Annotated in this window: 17 protein-coding genes and 1 tRNA gene; 13 read left to right on the top strand and 5 right to left on the bottom strand. The window is 74.8% G+C overall.

Annotated features, from left to right (window positions below):
* Nucleotides 1-98: 98 nt before the first annotated feature.
* Together ACFZCF_RS20420 and ACFZCF_RS20415 are read right to left on the bottom strand one after the other, a co-directional pair.
* Nucleotides 99-947, bottom strand: coding sequence for an inositol monophosphatase family protein (locus ACFZCF_RS20420; RefSeq protein ID WP_388445377.1), 849 nt, complete (start codon nucleotides 945-947; stop codon nucleotides 99-101).
* 74 nt (nucleotides 948-1,021) lie between these two features.
* On the bottom strand, nucleotides 1,022-1,729 hold the full coding sequence (locus ACFZCF_RS20415) for a BTAD domain-containing putative transcriptional regulator (RefSeq protein ID WP_388445374.1): 708 nt from the start codon (nucleotides 1,727-1,729) through the stop codon (nucleotides 1,022-1,024).
* A 334-nt stretch (nucleotides 1,730-2,063) separates the two neighbouring features.
* Here ACFZCF_RS20415 and ACFZCF_RS20410 point away from each other — a divergent pair, with 334 nt between their 5' ends.
* The 9 genes from ACFZCF_RS20410 (at nucleotide 2,064) to ACFZCF_RS20370 (ending at nucleotide 9,053) form a co-directional block, all read left to right on the top strand.
* Nucleotides 2,064-4,715, top strand: coding sequence for a S8 family serine peptidase (locus tag ACFZCF_RS20410; RefSeq protein WP_391287814.1), 2,652 nt, complete (start codon nucleotides 2,064-2,066; stop codon nucleotides 4,713-4,715).
* A gap of 30 nt (nucleotides 4,716-4,745) precedes the next feature.
* Nucleotides 4,746-4,937, top strand: coding sequence for a hypothetical protein (locus ACFZCF_RS20405; protein WP_388445367.1), 192 nt, complete (start codon nucleotides 4,746-4,748; stop codon nucleotides 4,935-4,937).
* A gap of 58 nt (nucleotides 4,938-4,995) precedes the next feature.
* Entirely contained in the window at nucleotides 4,996-5,184 is a 189-nt protein-coding gene (locus ACFZCF_RS20400; RefSeq protein WP_388445364.1) for a hypothetical protein, read from the top strand.
* Nucleotides 5,185-5,275: 91 nt separating this feature from the next.
* On the top strand, nucleotides 5,276-5,473 hold the full coding sequence (locus ACFZCF_RS20395; RefSeq protein WP_388445361.1) for a hypothetical protein: 198 nt from the start codon (nucleotides 5,276-5,278) through the stop codon (nucleotides 5,471-5,473).
* A 70-nt stretch (nucleotides 5,474-5,543) separates the two neighbouring features.
* The gene (locus ACFZCF_RS20390) at nucleotides 5,544-5,732 is read left to right on the top strand and encodes a hypothetical protein (RefSeq protein ID WP_388445359.1); all 189 of its coding nucleotides are present in this window, start codon (nucleotides 5,544-5,546) and stop codon (nucleotides 5,730-5,732) included.
* A 62-nt stretch (nucleotides 5,733-5,794) separates the two neighbouring features.
* Entirely contained in the window at nucleotides 5,795-6,100 is a 306-nt protein-coding gene (locus tag ACFZCF_RS20385; RefSeq protein ID WP_391287810.1) for a hypothetical protein, read from the top strand.
* A gap of 114 nt (nucleotides 6,101-6,214) precedes the next feature.
* Nucleotides 6,215-7,270 carry a biotin/lipoate A/B protein ligase family protein gene (locus ACFZCF_RS20380; RefSeq protein WP_388445354.1) on the top strand — a complete coding sequence of 352 codons (1,056 nt, stop codon included), beginning with the start codon at nucleotides 6,215-6,217 and terminating at the stop codon, nucleotides 7,268-7,270.
* A 10-nt stretch (nucleotides 7,271-7,280) separates the two neighbouring features.
* Complete coding sequence (locus ACFZCF_RS20375) at nucleotides 7,281-8,183, top strand: hypothetical protein (protein ID WP_391287808.1); 903 nt, start codon at nucleotides 7,281-7,283, stop codon at nucleotides 8,181-8,183.
* Between the two features lie 63 nt (nucleotides 8,184-8,246).
* A complete protein-coding gene (locus ACFZCF_RS20370; RefSeq protein WP_391287806.1) occupies nucleotides 8,247-9,053 on the top strand; it encodes a trypsin-like serine protease in 807 nt (268 codons plus the stop codon).
* A gap of 85 nt (nucleotides 9,054-9,138) precedes the next feature.
* Here the strand turns inward: ACFZCF_RS20370 and ACFZCF_RS20365 are convergent.
* A tRNA-Leu gene (locus ACFZCF_RS20365) sits at nucleotides 9,139-9,223 on the bottom strand.
* Between the two features lie 107 nt (nucleotides 9,224-9,330).
* Entirely contained in the window at nucleotides 9,331-9,744 is a 414-nt protein-coding gene (locus tag ACFZCF_RS20360; RefSeq protein ID WP_391287804.1) for a VOC family protein, read from the bottom strand.
* Between the two features lie 470 nt (nucleotides 9,745-10,214).
* On the opposite strand from ACFZCF_RS20360, the gene ACFZCF_RS20355 reads away from it, so the two are divergent.
* The gene (locus ACFZCF_RS20355; RefSeq protein ID WP_391287802.1) at nucleotides 10,215-11,120 is read left to right on the top strand and encodes a poly-gamma-glutamate hydrolase family protein; all 906 of its coding nucleotides are present in this window, start codon (nucleotides 10,215-10,217) and stop codon (nucleotides 11,118-11,120) included.
* A gap of 32 nt (nucleotides 11,121-11,152) precedes the next feature.
* On the opposite strand, the gene ACFZCF_RS20350 is transcribed toward ACFZCF_RS20355, so the two are convergent.
* A complete protein-coding gene (locus tag ACFZCF_RS20350) occupies nucleotides 11,153-12,193 on the bottom strand; it encodes a substrate-binding domain-containing protein (protein ID WP_391287800.1) in 1,041 nt (346 codons plus the stop codon).
* Between the two features lie 182 nt (nucleotides 12,194-12,375).
* Between ACFZCF_RS20350 and ACFZCF_RS20345 the strand changes: the two genes are divergently transcribed.
* The 3 genes from ACFZCF_RS20345 (at nucleotide 12,376) to ACFZCF_RS20335 (ending at nucleotide 15,981) form a co-directional block, all read left to right on the top strand.
* Nucleotides 12,376-12,948, top strand: a complete 573-nt coding sequence (locus ACFZCF_RS20345; RefSeq protein WP_391287797.1) for a hypothetical protein — start codon at nucleotides 12,376-12,378, stop codon at nucleotides 12,946-12,948.
* A 351-nt stretch (nucleotides 12,949-13,299) separates the two neighbouring features.
* The gene (locus ACFZCF_RS20340) at nucleotides 13,300-14,262 is read left to right on the top strand and encodes an NAD-dependent epimerase/dehydratase family protein (protein ID WP_388445334.1); all 963 of its coding nucleotides are present in this window, start codon (nucleotides 13,300-13,302) and stop codon (nucleotides 14,260-14,262) included.
* A gap of 63 nt (nucleotides 14,263-14,325) precedes the next feature.
* Nucleotides 14,326-15,981 (top strand): carbamoyltransferase C-terminal domain-containing protein, encoded by a 1,656-nt coding sequence (locus ACFZCF_RS20335; protein ID WP_391287796.1) that lies wholly within the window; start codon nucleotides 14,326-14,328, stop codon nucleotides 15,979-15,981.
* The last annotated feature ends 3 nt before the right edge of the window (nucleotides 15,982-15,984 follow it).

Genomic DNA, 15,984 nt, shown 5'->3' with positions numbered 1-15,984 from the left:
GGTCGGACAGGGCCAGGATAGGCCCGCCCGCTCCGGTGGTCGCGGCTCGGCCCGGGCAGGGTCCGGCGGCACGGCCGGCCCGGTCGTGTGACCATCCGTCAGTCCCCGGCCGGAGCGGCGGCGAGGAGGGCGCGGACGCGCTCGGCGGTGGCGGCGTCCCGGGCGGCGGTGAAGGGCAGCGCGTTCCCCCCGGCGATCCGGAACGGCTCGCCGGCGACGGTGGTCTGCGCGCCGCCCGCCTCCGTGACCAGCAGCAGCCCGGCCGCGTGGTCCCAGGCGTACTCCCAGTTGAACGCGGTGGCGTCGAGCGTGCCGCGGGCGATCGACAGGTACTCCAGGCCGGCCGAGCCGCACGGCCGGGGCCGGACGCCCTCGGTGTGGAGCCCGAGGAGGGCCCGCTTCTGCTCGGGCGTGGAGTAGTCGGGGTGCGAGGTGGCGACCTCCAGGACGGCGCCCGGCGCGGGCGAACCGGACCGGATCCGCTCGCCGTTGAGCACCGCGCCGCGGCCCCGCACGGCGACGGCCAGCTCGCCCAGGGCGGGCGCGAACGTCCAGGAGGCGAGGAGCTCGCCGTGGTGGGCGAGGGCGACGAGGGTGCAGAAGGCCGGGTCTCCGTGGACGAACTGGCGGGTGCCGTCCACCGGGTCGACGATCCAGACCGGCGCGTCGCCGCGCAGCGCGTCGTACCGGTCGGGCTCGGCGTGGACGGCCTCCTCGCCGACGACGACGGAGCCCGGCAGCAGCGCGGTCAGCGCCCGGGTCAGGTGCTCCTCGGCGGCCCGGTCGGCGACCGTCACCAGGTCGTACGGCCCCTTCTTCTCGACGATCTCGTGGTCGGCGAGCTGCCGGAAGCGCGGCATGACCTCCACCGCGACCGCCTTGCGGACCGCCTCCTCCACCTCCGTCGTACCGCCGCCGAGAACGTGCTCAAGGAAGGACTCGATCATGCGTCCAGCTAAGCACGCGGGTCCGACAACCGGTACACCCCGGGGACCTCGGGCGGGTCCTCGGGCGGGTGTGTCTAGGTTCTCGTCAGGTCGCGGACCAGGCGGGTGAGCCGGGGGGACGGGGTGACCTGCAACTCCGCCTGGAGCAGCCGCCGGTAGTCCTGGTAGCGCCTGACGGCGCTGGCGAGGTTGCCCTCGGCCAGGTGGACCTCGACGGCGATGCGCTGCGGGGTCTCGCGGTACGGGTCGATGGCGGCCGCGGTCAGGGAGGCCTGCAGGGCGGGCAGGTGGCGGCCTTCCGCCTGGAAGCGCTGGGCGAGGGCCTCCAGGGCGTACAGCCGTGACTGGTCCCAGCGTTCGCGTTCGAGGTGCAGCCATTCGTCGTCCCAGCCGGGCAGCAGGACCTGGCCGAGGTCGTTGACGAGCCGGTCGGTGTCGGGCGGCGGATCGCCGCCGTCGACGAGCCGGCGCGCGGCGTCCCCGGCCTCGTGGAAGTCGACGGCGAGGGACGGCGAGAGGGCCAGGGCGTGGTCGACGCTGTCGATGGCGGGTGTCGTCGCGAGCCTTCTGCCCTGGCAGAGCGCGGACCGCAGGTTGGCGGCGGCCCGGCACGGGGTGCAGTCGGGCCAGAGCTGTTCGGCCGCGTCACGCCGGTGGACGCCTTCCCGGTGCAGGGCCAGGAAGGCCAGCAGCCGCTGCGCCGCGGCGGAGACGGTGACGCGCCGCCCTCCGCAGGTGATTTGGAGGGGGCGAAGGAGTTCCAGTCGTGCTCGTTGCGACACGCCTTTCACTGTGCGCGAGGGCCTGGGGGGCTGCAACCGGTGCGTGGGCGGGGGCGTTGCGTCCCTCCGCGCCTCCCGGCAGGCCCGTCAGACGGCGCCCACCAGCGCGTTCTCACAGAAGAAACGTTTCTTCCATGCAGCGGGGACACGAGCCGCACGTTTCGGCGACGTTCCTCCGCACACCCCGCCCAGGAGACGGTGACGCCACCGCAACGGACGTGCGGGAGAACGTCTGTTGTGGCACCGGCGCCGCGTACGGCGGTACCCGAGCGGACCGGGCCACGACGGAATCGTCCGGGCCGGACCCGGGCGGTGCGGATCTCGGAGGTTCGGGATGGACATCCGGTCGGTGGTACGCGGAGTCGCCGGACGAGGCGAGCTCCTGGGCAGCCCCGACGTGCGCGTGGCGGTGCTCGACGGTCCCGTGGACCTGGCCCACCCCTGTCTCGCCGGCGCGGACCTGACCCGTCTGCCCACGCTGGTGTCCGAACCGGCGGGGACCGGGCCGATGTCGCTGCACGGCACCCACGTCACGAGCCTCCTCTTCGGACAGCCGCCCTCGGACGTGCCGGGCCTCGTGCCGCGCTGCACCGGGCTGCTGCTGCCGGTCTTCCGGGAGACCCCGGACGGACGGGCGACCCGCGTCCCCCAGCTGGACCTGGCCCGGGCCGTCGAGCAGGCCGTGGAGGCCGGCGCCCACGTCGTCAACATCAGCGGCGGGGAACGCACCCCCGCGGGCACGCCGAGCAGCATGCTCGAACGGGCGCTCCGCCTGTGCGCGGACCGCGGGGTCCTGGTGGTCGCCGCCGTCGGCAACGACGGATGCGACTGCCTGCAGGCCCCCGCCGCCACGCCGTCCGTGCTCGCCGTGGGAGCCGCCGACGCCACCGGCGCGCCGCTCGGCATCAACAACTGGGGCGGCGCCTACCGGCGGAACGGCGTCCTGGCACCGGGTCGGGACGTCCGGGGAGCCGCGCCCGGCGGGGGACTCGCCTCGCTCACCGGCAGCAGCTTCGCCGCCCCGGCGGTCACCGGGGTCGTGGCCCTGCTGGTGGCCAGGCAGCTGGCCACCGGGCACCCGGCCGACCCGATCGCGGCCGGCCGGGCCGTCCTGGACTCGGCGCTCCGGCCGCCGTGCGGCCCCGACGACGCCCCCGAGTGCCGCAGGCTGCTCCGCGGCCTGCTGAACGCCCCCGGCGCCTTCGCCCTGCTCGACCAGGACGGCGTGCCCGCCCCGGTGGCGGTCGCCTCCGGGGCCGCCCCCGCCGAACCGAGAGAAAGAGTCATCGTCATGGACACGAACGCCGTACACCCGCAGGCCGCCCGGCCCCCCGACCCCCTGCCCGCGGACGCCGCCACGGCTCCCGCGGCCGTACCCCGGGAGGCGCCCGCGGCACCCGTCGGCGCCGAGGCGATGACGCCGCCCTGGGGGGAGGACCCGACCGCGGCGTGGCCGGCCGCGGTGCCCCCGGCGCCGGAGGCACCCGCTCCCCCGCCCCCGTCGTACCCGCCGACCGCGTACGGTCCGCCGCAGGGGACGGTCCCGGCCGGGACGCCCGCGGGCGTGCGGGCCGCCGCCGGAGCCGCACCGCCCGCCAGCCCTGCCACACCCGTCACTCCTGCCACACCCGCTGCGCCCGTCGCGTCCGTCCCTCCGGTCACGGCGGTCCCCTCCTCCCCGGCCGTGGCCGCCCCGGGCGTCTGCCCCTCGTGCGCCGGCTGCGGCGGCACCTGCGGGGGCGCGGGCGGGCACCCCGGCGCGGGCGGCGGTTACACCCCGTCCGCGGCGCCGGTGCCGGTGCCCGTGCCGGTGCCGGTTGCGCCGCCGGGGAAGCAGCTGATCTATGCGATCGGCACCATCGGGTTCGATTTCCAGACCGAGGCCCGCCGCGACAGCTTCCGCCAGTTGATGCCGTACGTCCCCACCGACGCCAAGCCGGGGCAGCCCGAGCGGGAGACGCAGCCGAACATCTACGACCCCCAGCAGCTGCACGCCTACCTGAGCAAGAACCCGTGGGCCTCCGACAAGCTGACCTGGACGCTCAACATGGACGCCACCCCGATCTACGCCCTGGAGGCGGAGACGCCGGTGGGCATGGACTGGACCCGGCCCATCATCACCGACCCCAAGGCGACCCCCGAGAAGGTGGAGAAGCTCGCGATGGGGGCGGCGGAGCAGAGCGGCGCGCCGAGCGACGACGGCACCCCCGGACTGCTCGCCCAGATCCTGGAGACCCTCGCCTATCCGCCGGTCTCCTACGTCTACCGCACCTTCCGGGACGCCCTGCTGGGGCAGTCCAAGAGCAAGTCGGACGAAGGCTACGTCTCGCGGGTCTCGATCCCCGGGGTCCTCACGGACCGCACGGTCCGGCTGTTCTCGGGCGAGGTGCTGCCCGTCGTCGAGGTGAAGAGCCGCGGCCTGTACACCTGGAACGAGACGCTGCTGGTCAACGCGGTGTACGCGGCCGTGGTCGCCCGGCGCGTGCAGGAGGCGCGCCGGTGGGCGGCCGAGGACGCCGCGAAGGACAACCCGACGCAGGCCGCGTCCGAGGCGGCTCAGGCCGCCGCGGAGGCGAAGGTGCGCGACGAGTTCGCGGGCCGGAAGGGCGACTTCCTCAAGACCACCATCCGGGCCCTGCTGGACAAGATCTACTGGAAGTTCCGCAACCTCGGGCGCAGTTCCGCCGACCGCGCGCTCAACGCCGCCGGCACCAACGCCTTCGTGGTCGGCGCCGAGATCCAGGACGGCATCCTCTCCGCCAGCCAGGTCCCCGGCGGCAGCGACAACTTCTACTCCCTGGACACCGTCAGCGTCGCCCCGAGCCCCTTCTGCCGCACCGGGTCCGACTGCCAGGACGTCGTCCTGACCTTCTTCGACCCCGAGAACGACCGTCGCGCGCCGGTGTCGTACCTGTACACGTTCGACGTGAGCGACGAGGTGCCGGTCAGCCTCGCTCCGGTCCACACCTTCATCGGCGGCATGTGAACGCCGCCCCTCCCCGTCGAGGAGCTCCTCATGGACACGACCACCTCCCCCACCCCGTCCCTCCCCCCGCAGCCCCTGCCGGTCCTGCGCGACCCGTGGCGGCAGCCGCGGCGGGGGCCGGAGCAGGACGCCGAGGGCGTCCAGGCCGCCCGCTCGGGCTGCGCGGACCTGTGGGGGCCCGCCCGGCAGATGTGCTACGCGCAGCGGTCGTACGCCCTGTGACGCACGAGCCTCCGGCGGCAACCGTCCGCCGGACCCCACCGGATGAAAGGTGAGAACGATGAACGAGCCGTTCACGCGGTCCGAGGAGCGACCGGCACCGGCCGGCGCCCCCCAGACCCCGTTCCAGACTCCCGCCATCGACCGCAGCCCCACCGGCGCCGCGAACGCCGGTGAGGGCACGGACGGCGTCCAGGCCAACTTCGGCCTGGGCGACATCTGGAACATCGCCAAGAAGGTCCTCTTCTAGAAGACCGCTCGCAGCACCCCTCCGCGGCAGCGGTGGCCCGCGTCCCGGCGCCCGGCCACCGCTGTGCGGACCTCTTCGAAAGGACACCGGGATGAACAGCGAATTCCCGGACACGGCGGCGGCGCCCCGGCCTCCCCTCCAGACGCCCGCCGTCGACCGGTCCCCCTCGGCACCGGCACGGGCCGGCGCCGGCCAGGACGGGGCCGAGGCGAACTGGGAGATGCCCTGGCAGCTGATCGGTCACGGAGCCAAGGGAATGCTGGACGCCTGGCTCTCCCGCCAGTCCTAGCGCCACGGCCCACCGGTCCAGGACGTCCGAGAACGTCCGACCACCTCCGAGAGCACGGAAAGGAACGGACATGACCACGGAATTCCCCGCGCGGACGGCCCCGGCGGCCGTCGTGCGCGCACCGGTCCAGGCACCGGCCGTCGACCGCGCCCGGCCTGCCCCCCTCGCCGCCGGCACCGGGCACGGGGGCGGTGTCGAGGCGGACTTCGCCTGGCTGCTGCCCCTGGCGACGAAGGCGATCGGCGCCTTCTTCAAGTGAGGCCGTACGCCGGCCGCACGCGGCGTCGCCGCGGCCCCGGCCGGGCCTGAAAGGACGGCAGCATGAACGACAGGTACCGAGCGGCACCCCCGCCCGACGGCACCGGGCTGAACCTGCCGGTGCTCGGCGCGGTGGAGCGCCGCTGGGACACGTACCGGCCCTTCCTGAAGGACGTACGCGTCTACACCTACTCCACAGAGGAGGACCCGGACACGGAGCTGACGGGGTACGTGAGGGAAGAACCCCCGCCCGCCTCCAATTTCGGCCCCGACGTCAACGACCCGCCCTGGGCGGGCGACGCGGACCGGGGATGGAACTGCCCACCGGGTGAAGGGGCCGACGCGTGCGCCTGGCTCGGCACCCTCTAGGAGGAGACCCTGATGCTCCCCGGCCGTCTCCCGTCAGGGCGACGGCCGGGGAGGCGCGTGCTGCGGGTGTGTCACTGGCTAGGATCGCCTCACCTGTGGAAAGGGGACGAAACGGTGCACGGTGAGTACAAGGCGCCCGGGGGCAAGCTCGTCGTCGTCGATCTGGACGTCGAGGACGGGGTGCTGCGCCGGGTGCGGGTGGCCGGGGACTTCTTCCTCGAACCCGACGAGGCGATCCTGGCCATCGACGGCGCGCTGGAGGGCGCGCCCGCCGACACCGACGCCGCCGGGCTCGCGGCCCGGATCGAGGCGGCCCTGCCGCCCGGCACGCAGATGTACGGCCTCACCGCCGAGGGCGTCGGGGTGGCGGTCCGCCGGGCGCTCGCCCACGCCACCGACTGGACCGACTACGCCTGGCAGCTGGTCCACGAACCGCCGCGCTCCCCCGCCCTGCACATGGCGCTCGACGAGGTCATCACCGCCGGGGTCGCGGAGGGCCGCAGGCCGCCGACCCTGCGGGTCTGGGAGTGGGGCGCGCCCGCCGTCGTCATCGGCAGCTTCCAGTCGCTGCGCAACGAGGTGGACCCGGAGGCCGCCGAGCGGCACGGCATCCAGGTGGTGCGCCGGATCAGCGGCGGCGGCGCCATGTTCATCGAGCCCGGCAACACCATCACGTACTCGCTGTCGGTGCCCGACGCCCTGGTGCAGGGGCTGTCCTTCGCCGACAGCTACGCCTACCTCGACGACTGGGTCCTCGCCGCCCTCGGCGACCTGGGTGTGAAGGCCTGGTACCAGCCGCTCAACGACATCGCGACCGAGGCCGGGAAGATCGCGGGCGCGGCGCAGAAGCGGGTGGTGACGGGCGCGGGCGCGGTGCTGCACCACGTGACGATGGCGTACGACATCGACGCCGACAAGATGACCGAGGTGCTGCGGATCGGGCGCGAGAAGCTCTCCGACAAGGGCACCACGAGCGCCAGGAAGCGCGTCGATCCGCTGCGCCGCCAGACGGGGCTGCCGCGCGAGGCGGTGATCGCGCGCATGATCGCCTCCTTCCGGCAGCGCTACGGCCTGACGGAAGGCGGGGTGACGGAGGAGGAACTGGCCGCCGCGAAGGAGCTGGCGGAGAGCAAGTTCTCGTCCCCGGAGTGGACCGCGCGGGTCCCTTAGGGTTGCCGGCATGCGGGTGGGATCGCCGGTGCGGGCCGGGCTGCGGATGGAATGTGCCGACGGGCGGCGCCTCGTGCTCGTGCAGGAGTCGGGCGGGCGGGCGGCCGTGCCGGTGCTCTTCGCCCGGCAGCGGGTGACGCATCGGGGGGTTCACTACGCGCGGACGGGCCGGTACGTGTCGCCGCTGGCGCCGCTGCGGGCCGAACGGGCACGCGCCCACGCGGAGTTCGCGGAGCCCGGCGGGCGGGCGTGGACGGAGCGGTGGGCGGCGTACGCGGAGGCGGAGCTGCGGGTGGCGCCGGCCGGACCGCTGCACGAGGGCACGTGGCGGCTGGCGCCGGACGCCACGGACTGGTTCGTCGAGCGCCACTGGCCGCACCTGCTGCGGTACGACACGGACCGGGGGCACCTCACCTGGTTCGGGTACGGCGACCCGGAGGGCGACGCCCGCGACCTGCTGCCGCTGCGGACCCTGTCGGCCGTGGCGGCGCCCCGGGTGAAGGCGTACCGCCGCCTGTACCGGGAGGGCGCGCTGCCGCCGGTCTTCGCCTGGTGGATCAGCGGCCTGAGCGTGCCCGTCGTCCTGGACGGGCACGACCGGCTGACGGCCGCGCTCGCGGAGGGCGGCCGGCCGGAGGTGCTGATCCTGTCCCGGGCGGCCGACCCCGCGTGGACGGCGCTGCTGTCGAAGCGTCCGGTGGTGGCGTACGAGGAGCGGATGGCGGTGCTCGAGGACGGCCCCCTGCGGGCGGTCCGGGCGTCGGGCGAGGGCCGCCGGCTGGCGCGCGAGCTGGCCGCCGCCGCCGACGTACCGGCCCTGAGCCGCGCCTGGCCCTTCCCCGGCGGTGTCGCGGGCTGGGAGGCGGCGGCCGCCTCGTACGTCCCCGGCTGGCGGCCCGACGCGGAGCGGTGACCTGCCCGTCGTCGGCTCGTTGACGTCGTGGACACGCTGGGTCGACGGCCATGGAGGGCACGGATGGGACGGCTGAGGACGATGGCGGCGGCGCTCGCGGGGACGGTCCTGGCGGCGGTACCGGCCGCGCCGCGCGAGGCGGCGGCGGTCGTCGGCGGGCAGGAGGCGGCCCCGGGGGCGTACCCCTACGTGGCGGCGCTGGTCGACGTCGAGCGGCACCGGCAGTTCTGCGGCGGCGCGCTGATCGGCTCCCGGCACGTGCTGACGGCCGCGCACTGCCTGACCGGCTCGTACGCGGACACCGGCCGGGTCGCGGTGCTCCTCGGCGACCACGACCTGCGCACGGCGGCGGAGTCCCGGTACGCGCGCGTGGCCCGGCCCGTGCGCTTCACCGTCCATCCCGGCTACGACCGCCGGACCCAGCACGACGACCTCGCCGTGATCACCCTGTCGGACCCGGTCCTTCCGGACGCCGGCGTGCGGCCGATCGCGCTTCCCGCACCTGCCGAATCGTTCGACCACGCCCGTCTGGAGGCCGTCGGCTGGGGCGCGACCGCCTTCGGCGAGGGCCCCTCCCCCGTGCTGCGCACGGTCACCCTGGACACCGTCCCGCACGCCGAATGCGCCCGCCGGGACGTCGGCCCCCTCACCCCGGCCCAGCTCTGCACCTGGTCCCCGGGCCGCGACACCTGCGTCTACGACTCCGGCGGCCCCCTCGCCCACCGCACGGCGACGGGCCGCCGCGTCCTGGCGGCCCTGGTCTCCTACGGTCGTGGCTGCGCCACGGACACCCCGGCGGTGAACACCCGGATCACCTCCCACCTGGCGTGGATCGCCCGCACGACCGGCGTCCGCCCGCCGACGCCCTGAGCCCCGCCCGGCCGGTCCCCACCGGCGTACGAGAACGAGCCGTGCGCTCCGGTTCTCACCGGCCCGCACGGCTCGTCGTCGATCGTGTCCGAGGGGGGACTTGAACCCCCACGCCCGATAAAGGGCACTAGCACCTCAAGCTAGCGCGTCTGCCATTCCGCCACCCGGACAAGGTGTTGGTCCCCGCTGGTCTCCCTCGCGGCGACGAACATCAATCTACCAGGTGTTCGAGGTGCTTCTCACCCACGTTTCCGGTGGTCAGGGCGGGCGCGGGCGCTCAGGCGGAGGGGGTGGCGATGTTCACCATCCAGACGACGCCGAACTCGTCGGTGCACATGCCGAAGACGTCGCCCCACATCTGCCGCTCCAGCGGCACGGAGACCGCGCCGCGCGCGGAGAGCCTGTCCCAGTAGCCGCGGAGTTCGGCCTCGTCGTCGCCGCTGACGCTGATGCTGATGGTGGAGCCGGGGGTGTGGTCCATGCCGGGCGGGGTGTCCGCGACCATCAGCGTGAAGCCCGCCGGGGTCTCCAGCATGCCGTGCATGATCTTGTCCTCGAAGCCGGGGGGTGCCTCCCCGTACTGGGAGTAGGTGTGGACGACGGGCTCGCCGCCGAAGACGTCCTGGTAGAAGTCGAGGGCCCGCTTCGCCGAGCCGGTGAAGCTGAGGTAGGGGTTGAGCCGTGAGGACACGGGGGCTCCTCTCCGAGCCGGGGGTCAGACGTGCGACCGACCCTAGGCAGCCGGTCCCGTCCGGGCGCCCTGCCGCGCCGGGGCGTCACTCCGACGACGGCGCCCCATGAGGCCCGTGTAGAGGAGGAGGGCGGCGGCGAGGCCGACGGCCCAGCCGTAGTCGGCCAGGGGCTTCAGGAGCGCGCCCTTCCGGAAGTCGACGTGCTTCGGGGCGAGGTGGGATCGGCGGGGGTGGTGGCGGTCATCGCGGCGGAACCCTTCGTTCGGTCGGGGGTGGGACGGTGCTGAAGGGGCCGTACGGGAAGGCGGGTCGGGCCGTGGCGGCGGGGCGGGTGGTTCGCGGTCTTCGTCCCTGTTGTAGAGCGCCGGCCGAACCGCGTCCAGGGTTCCGGCGGCACCGGACCGGGGCTCCGGGCGCGGTTCCGGGAGGGGCCGCCGGGTGGGTCCGGGGGCGCTGGGATGATCGGCGCATGAACCTCACCAGCAGGCGCACCCTCCTGACCTCCGTCGCCGCCGCGGCGGCGACCCTGCCGCTGCTCAACGACCTCGCCGGGAACGGCGGCACCGCCGTCGCGGCGACCACCGCGGACGGCTTCCCCACGAACACGGCGCTGTACAGCAGCGCCCAGTACCAGGAGGGCGTCCACTGGATGCGGCGCTTCCGCACCCACCCCCAGGGCCTGCTCCTCGACAACACGAGCGCGAGCAGCGCCGCCGTGCGCAGCACGGCCGTCATCGCGCCGCACGGCGGCGGCATCGAGGCGGGCACCAGCGAGCTCTGCCTCACCCTGGCCGGGTACTCGCGCGTCGGCGCCGGGACCGATCCGGTGGCGGACCCCGCCGTGCCGCAGCGCGACTACTGGATGTTCGAGGGCCTGGCGTCCTCCGGCTCCCTCCACGTCACCTCGACCCACTGCGACGACCCCGCCGCCCTGGCCGTCTGCGGGGCCAACCTGTACGCGGTCTCCCTGCACGGCTTCGCGCCGGACGCGGGCACGCCGGCGAAGCAGATACTCATCGGCGGCCGGGACGCGCGCCTGATGCGCAACCTCGCCGCGGCCTTCGCCGCGCACGGCCTGAAGAAGGGGAACGCCGACCCCGCGCTCGACGTGACGGTCTCCGTCGCGGGCGTCGACAGCCCCCTGAACGGCGACGACCCGGACAACATCGTCAACCGCACCCGCAGCGGCGCCGGTGCGCAGCTGGAGCTCTCCACCGAACTCCGCAGGGCGATGTTCGGCGACTTCTCCAGCGCCTCCGGCCGCCGGACGACCGCCGGCGTGGGGTCCGCGCACGAGGCCCACTTCTGGAACGGGTTCGTCGACGCCGTCCGCGAGGCCGTGGACCGCCACGAGCGCGGACTCGACGCGCTGTAGGGCGGGTTCTCCGGGACCTCGGCGCCGGGCCCCTACAAGAGTGGCGCGCCCACGGACCGCCCGGTGGACGCACGCGCCACGAGGCGCGGCGTCAGGACCTCGGAGCGGACGTCCTCGCCGGCGATGCGGCGCAGCAGGAGCTCCACCGCCCGGCGCCCCTGCTCGGTCATGGGCGAGTGGACGCTGGTCAGCGGGACGGGCAGTTCCGCGACCAGGGGCGTGTCGTTGAAGCCGGCCAGGGCGAGGTCCCGGCCGAGCCGGAGACCGAGGTCGCGGGCCGCGCCCGCGGCGCCGATGGCCGCGAAGTCGTTGACGGCGAAGAGGGCGGTGGGGCGGTCCTCTGGGACGTGGAGCAGTCGGTGCGCGGCGTGCCTGCCGCCGGCCGTGTCGAAGGCCGAGTGGACGACCCGCGCGGCGGGCACGGGGAGGCCCGCCTCGCGGTAGCGCTCGACGAAGCCCGCGGTGCGGTCCGCTCCGGTGCTGGCGAAGGGCTGCCCGGCGACGACCCCCACGGACCGGTGGCCCAGGGCGAGGAGGTGTTCGGCGACGAGCCGGCCGCCCAGCCGGTCGTCGCAGGTGACGGAGGGGTGGCCGGCGGCGGTGCGGCGGTTGACGAGGACGAAGGGGGTGTCGCGCAGGGCGGGCAGGTCGAGGGCGGCCCCGTCGAGGTGCGCGTCGCCGATGACCAGGCCGTCGACGCGGCGGTCCAGCACCATGGCGATGCGCTCGCGCTGGAGCGCGGGCTCGTCGCGGGTGTTGGTGACGAAGGCCGACAGGCCGTGGGCCGCCGCGGCCTCCTCGGCGCCCTCGTAGATGGTGGCCATCACGATCTCGGAGAGACGCGGCACGAGGACGCCGATGAGGTTGCTGCGGCGGGTGCGCAGTCCGGCGGCCAAGGGGTTGGGCCGGTAGCCGAGTTCGTCCGCGAGCTCCCGGATGCGGCGGGCGGTGTCGCCGGACGCGGCGCGGGCGCTTCCGCCGTCCCGCCCGTTGAGCACGCGCGAGACGGTCGAGACGTGCAGGCCGAGTCGCTCGGCGATGCCCTGGAGCGTCACTGGTCGCTCGCCTGCCACGGCCGCGACTCCTTCCCTCGTTCCGTCACCGTCGACTGCCCCGGTGGGGGTGATGGTACGGGACGGGTTTGCCCAAACGTTTGGCCCAAACGTTTGGGTCCGGCATACTGGCGGCGCATCGGCACGCCGACCGGTGCCTCTCCGCAGGAAGTCGACCTTCAGGAACGGGCCGAGGGGGCGCAGTGGAACGGGTGGGGTTCTCCGACGACGTGGTCGAGGCGTTCAAGGACGCGGTCCGGGGCATGGAGCTCGGGGAGGTGCGCCACACGGTCGGGGCGCGCAGGTACGGCGGCTCCTGGTTCGCGCTGCTGACGGCCCTGGTCGTCGCGCTCCTCCTCGGCGGCCTGACCACGTGGGGCGTGGTGCTCGTGCGGCAGGAGCCCGAGATCCCCTTCCCGCTGTACATCGGCTTCTCGCTCGGCTACGGGCTGACCCTCGCGGCGCTGGGCATCGGCTGGGGGAAGCGCCCCGGCGTGCGGCACCCGGCGACCTGGGTGGTGGTGTGGGACGGCGGGATGGCCTGGCTGGCGGAGGGCCGCTCCCCGGTGGCCGTGCGCTGGGACGAGATCGAGGAGGCGCGGCACACCGTCACCTCGGTCCGGGACGGCTTCGGCAAGGAGGTCAACCGGACGCACCGGCTGCTGGTCGTGCCGGCGCCGCGCCCCGTCCGGCACGCGCCGCTGTACCTGGAGCCCGCGTTCCCCGAGGTGGAGCGGTTGGCCCACTTCGTGACGGACCGCGCCCCCGTCGTCTGAGCCGGCGCGACGGAGGGCGGAGGCCGCGGCGGCGGCCGGGGCAGGGACCGGGGGGCGGGGGCAGGGGCCGGGGGCGCAACGGGAGCGGGAGGCGTACGGGAGCCGGGGACGTACGGGAGCCGGGGACGTACGGGAGCCGGGGACGTACGGGAGTGGGGCCGTGGTGGGTCCGGGACGGGGTGGTCACTCCGCGTGTTCACCCGGATGCCCTTCCTCCCGAGCGGCGTGGCGGGGCCTTCGGCAGGCTGAGGGCATCCCTGCGGGCTGTCCCCAGGTACGGGACGGCGCGGTGAGGAGCACCCGCCCTCGACCTGCGCCCCGCGTTTCCCTCCCGTCTGTGAGGAGATCACCATGGGCCCTCTCGCGTCGCCCACCTGGGAGCACGCCGTCGTCACCGGGGGCGCCGGGTTCGTCGGCTCGCACCTGTGCTCCGCCCTGGTCGCGGCCGGCACCGCGGTCACCTGCGTCGACGACTTCAGCACCGGACGGCCCGAGAACGTGGCGCACCTGGTGGGCCGGCCGGGATTCACCCTCCAGGAGGCGAACGTCTCGCGGCCCTTCACCGTGGAGCGGCCGCCCGACCTCGTCCTCCACCTGGCCTCGCCCGCCTCCCCGGCCGACTACCTCCGGCTCCCGCTGCACACGCTGGAGGCCGGCAGCCTCGGCACCCGCAACGCGCTGGAGCTCGCGCACCGCAGCGAGGCCCGGTTCCTCCTCGCCTCCACCTCCGAGGTGTACGGCGACCCTCAGGAGCATCCGCAGAACGAGCGGTACTGGGGCCACGTCAACCCGGTCGGTCCGCGGAGCGTCTACGACGAGGCGAAACGCTTCGGCGAGGCGTTCACCACGGCCCACGGCACGGCGCTCGGCACCGACACCTGTGTGGTGCGGCTGTTCAACACCTACGGCCCGCGCATGAGGGGTTACGACGGCCGCGCCGTGCCGACCTTCATCCGGCAGGCCCTGGCGGGCGCCCCGCTCACCGTCACGGGCGACGGGCTGCAGACCCGGTCGCTCTGCTACGTCGACGACACGGTCGCGGGCATCCTCGCGGCCGCCGCGCACGGCATGCCGGGGCCGGTGAACCTCGGCAACCCCGCCGAGGTCACCATGCTGGACCTCGCCCGTCGGATCATCGAACTGACCGGATCCGACTCGGAGATCGTCTTCGTCGAGCGTCCCACGGACGACCCCGCCGTGCGCTGCCCCGACATCACCCTGGCCCGGGACAAGCTCCAGTGGGAGCCGCTCGTGACGGCCGAGGAGGGGCTGCGCCACACCATCGACTGGTGCCGCGCCCACCCCGACAACTGACCGCGCGGGCCGGTCCGTTCCCGCCGGCGGCCCGCCCGTACCAGCCGAAAGGCCCGTACCGCCATGCGTATTCTCGGCATCAACGCGCTGTTCCACGACCCCTCCGCCGCACTCGTCGTCGACGGGCGCACCGTCGCCGCCGCGGAGGAGGAGCGGTTCTCGCGGCGCAAGCACGGAAAGCGGCCCGTCCCCTTCTCCGCGTGGGAGCTGCCCGAGCAGGCCGCCGCCTGGTGCCTGCGCCGGGCGGGGCTGCGCCCGCAGGACCTGGACGCCGTCGCGTACTCCTACGATCCGGCCCTCGCCCTGCCCGCCGACGAGCTGGGCCTGCACGACCCGTGGGACCACCTGCGGCAGACGTACGCCCGCGAGGCGCCGGGCTTCCTCGCCACGGCCCTTCCCGGACTCGACCCGGGCCTCGTCCGGTTCGTGCCCCACCACATGGCGCACGCGGCCTCGGGCGCCTTCGCCGCCGACGGCGCGGAGAACAGTTCCGTCCTGGTGCTCGACGGGCGCGGCGAGCGCGCCTCCCACCTGGCGGCGCGCCGCGTCGGCGACCGCCTCGAACCGCTGTACGCGCAGGACCTCCCGCACTCGCTGGGGCTCGTGTACGAGGAACTCACCGCCCACCTCGGCTTCCTGAGGTCGTCCGACGAGTTCAAGGTGATGGCCCTCGCCTCCCACGGCACCCCCCGCATGCTGGGCGAGCTGCGGCGGTACGTGTACCCGACCGGCGACGGCGGCTTCCGCGCGACCGGCGTCCCCTGGCACGAGTTCTGCCCGCCGCGCGGCGCGGACGAGCCGTGGACCGCCGCGCACGCCGACATCGCCGCCAGCGCCCAGGCCGTCCTGGAGGAGACGCTCCTCGACCTCGCGCGCTGGCTGCACGGCCGCACCCACGACACCGTCCTCACCCTCGCCGGGGGCGTCGCCCTCAACTGCGTCGCCAACTCCCGCATCGCCCGCGAAGGTCCGTTCGCGCGGGTCTGGGTGCAGCCCGCGGCCGGTGACGCCGGAACGGCCCTCGGCTCGGCGCTGCTGCTCGCCGCCGGCGCCGGGGACGACCCGGAGCCGATGAGCGGGGCCGACCTCGGCCGGGACTGGTCGGACGCGGAGATCGGCGCCTGGCTCAAGACGGCCGGCGTCCCCTTCGAACGCCCGGCGGACATCGCCGCGACCGTCGCCGAGGCCCTCGCCGACAACGCCGTCGTCGCCTGGTTCCAGGGCCGGTCCGAGTACGGTCCCCGGGCCCTGGGCCACCGTTCGCTGCTGGCCCACCCCGGCCACGCGGGAAACCTGGAACGGCTCAACGACGTCAAGGGCCGCGAGCAGTTCCGGCCCGTGGCGCCCATGGTGCTCGCCGAGCGGGCGGCCGAGATCTTCGACGGCCCGATGCCCAGCCCGTACATGCTCTTCGTCCACGACGTGGCCCCCGCCTGGCGCGAGCGGATCCCGGCCGTCGTCCACGTCGACGGAACGGCCCGCATCCAGACCGTCGACGCGCGGCGGGAACCCCTGGTGGCCCGGATGCTCACCGAGTTCGAGCGGCGGACCGGCCTGCCGGTGGTCGTCAACACCAGCCTGAACACGGCCGGCCGGCCCATGGTGGACGACCCCAGGGACGCGCTGGAGTGCTTCGGCTCCTCCCCCGTGGACCTGCTCGCCATCGGCCCCTACGCCGTCCGCCGGGGCGCGCTGTACCGCGACGGAGAGGGCGGGTGAACC

The sequence above is a fragment of the Streptomyces sp. NPDC007945 genome (assembly GCF_042958885.1).
In the GTDB taxonomy this organism is placed as follows: domain Bacteria; phylum Actinomycetota; class Actinomycetes; order Streptomycetales; family Streptomycetaceae; genus Streptomyces.
The sequence above is the reverse complement of the archived record's forward strand: the minus strand, read 5'-3'. Positions and strand labels throughout refer to the sequence as shown.